The organism is Polaribacter sp. Z014, from assembly GCF_023555435.1.
In the GTDB taxonomy this organism is placed as follows: Bacteria; Bacteroidota; Bacteroidia; order Flavobacteriales; family Flavobacteriaceae; genus Polaribacter.
Window position 1 is genome coordinate 1 of record NZ_JALCZP010000063.1, and the last position, 2,067, is coordinate 2,067.

Consider the following 2,067-nt stretch of genomic DNA (forward strand, 5'->3'; position numbering starts at 1 on the left):
CGCGAGAGAGTGTTTAACTTTTAAAATTCAAGAGTTTTATTCGCTAATTTTTTCAGAAGTTTGAGTGAGTGAGCAATTTTTTGCAACGTTGTTGTGTAATGAAAGTTGCGATTTTTATGAACGGCTATTTTCCGCAGGAAAATTGAAGTGATTAAAAATGCAACTACTTTTGGTAAAGCACTAATTTAGCAATTTTTACTACACGGTGTTGGCAAATGCTTTTTTATTTTCATAATTCTGATTTTTCATAATTCTGATTTTCAATTCACGTTTGAGTGAAAATTCCACAATTTTGGCTTTTTACTTTTTTCTAAATTCTGCAAAATTCAGATTTTGAGTAAGAATTCCGCCAAGATTTTAAATTCCGCATTTTGCTCAATTCCGCAATTTTGGTTTTTCAGAGTTTAAGTAAATTCAACATTTTGATAATTCCACAAACTTGCTAAATTCCTTTTTTTTGATTCGCGAGAGAGTGTTCCACTTTTTTAAAATTCAAGAGTTTTATTCACAAATTTTTAAAGAATCTGAGTGTTTTCGCCAGTTTTTGCCAACGTTGTTGTATATGGTTTGTTGCGTGTTTTAAGCAACTAATTTAGTAAATAATTACCAACCAAGAAAGTCCGAGAGGACTTTCGTAAGTAGTCAAGAAGCTAGCAATAAATTATATACGGTGTTACCTAACGTTTTTTTTCTTTAATTCAATGATTTTACTATCAAATTCCTCTTGTGTAATGAATTCATTTTTTAATGCTTTACATAAGGATAAATACTGGGGATTTCGTTTTAAGTTAATTTCTGCTTGTTCTGATTTTATTTTCGCTAAATTTCGGTTGTATTGTTCTTCGGTGATTACTCCATTTTCAAAAAGTTGGTCTAATTCTGTATTTTTTTTATCTAATCCGTTTTCTTTTTTGATACTTTCTTTTTGTGTAATCTTATTTTTTGGAGCACCAATAATTCCAATAACTATTAAAGTTAAAGGCGCAAATATTAAACTTCCTAAATACCAAAAAACGGCATATTCTCCAGTTCCTCTTTTTGAGATATAAACATATAATATTGCTGATGCTAATAATGGAAATACTCCAACTAAGTGAGCCAAGAATTCTAAAATATCTTCACTTATGTGGGGTAATGAATTTTCCCAATAGAAAAAAAAGGGAGTAAATAAAATAGATAATATTATTGCTTCTGGGTAAGATTTTCTTGGATACATTATTTAACTTTAATTAGATTGATTAGTTTTATTGTTAATACTTGTTTTTTCTTGCCATTTTTGATTGATTTTACTTAATATTCCGTCAATGTGTTTGTAGGTAAGTAAGTTGTCTCTCAATATTTTTTCTGTTAAACCAACATAGTGTTCATTCGAATTTGGTGGTTTTACTTTTAATACTGGCTCAAAATTCGGATATAAAAATGACAAAATTCCATGAGTATAACAATCTCTATCTGTGATATAATCATCGAATAGTTTACTAAACTTATTACGCTTTTCCCCGTTGTCTAATTCTGTAAACTGCTCAAATTCTTTATCAGTTTTGATTACACAACTAAAAATATTTCTCAATTCCCCAAATGTTAAGTCTTTTTCAAAATTGTACTTTTTTAAGTCTTTACATTTTTTATTTCTATCAGTTAATTTATCTAAATCGTTTACAGCTAAATAAAGCAATACAGTTCTTTTCAATTTGTCATAAATCAATTCCGCCAATCTATTTAATTTCCCAATACTATAAGTAAGACGATTAAATTTTTTATAAATGTCATCCGTAAACATTTTTTGGTCAATTGTCAAAACAGGTTTTTCTCCTTTTTTGTTAAGTTCCAATTTTATTAATGTTGGTGCAATGTATATATCAGACAGTTGCTTTCCTGAATAGATTGTTTTCGGAAGTGAAATTTCAGCTTTGAAATCCTCTTTTGTTAAGTCAATTATAAATGGTCGTTCGATGTTCATCAAATGTTAGGTAACGTTGTTGTATAAGCTTTGTTGCGTTGTTTAAGCAGTGAATTTAGTAAATAAAACACGAACGGCGAAATTCCGGAGGAATTTCCCAAGTGAGC

General features: G+C 29.0%; 2 protein-coding genes. Both read right to left on the reverse strand.

Features of this window, described 5'->3' with window-relative positions; genetic code table 11:
• Positions 1–673 precede the first annotated feature (673 nt).
• Positions 674–1,216, reverse strand: coding sequence for an SHOCT domain-containing protein (locus MPF19_RS18835; protein ID WP_249989821.1), 543 nt, complete (start codon positions 1,214–1,216; stop codon positions 674–676).
• A gap of 9 nt (positions 1,217–1,225) precedes the next feature.
• Positions 1,226–1,960: a hypothetical protein gene (locus MPF19_RS18840; RefSeq protein ID WP_249989822.1), complete on the reverse strand. Its 735-nt coding sequence runs from the start codon at positions 1,958–1,960 to the stop codon at positions 1,226–1,228.
• Between the last annotated feature and the right edge of the window lie 107 nt (positions 1,961–2,067).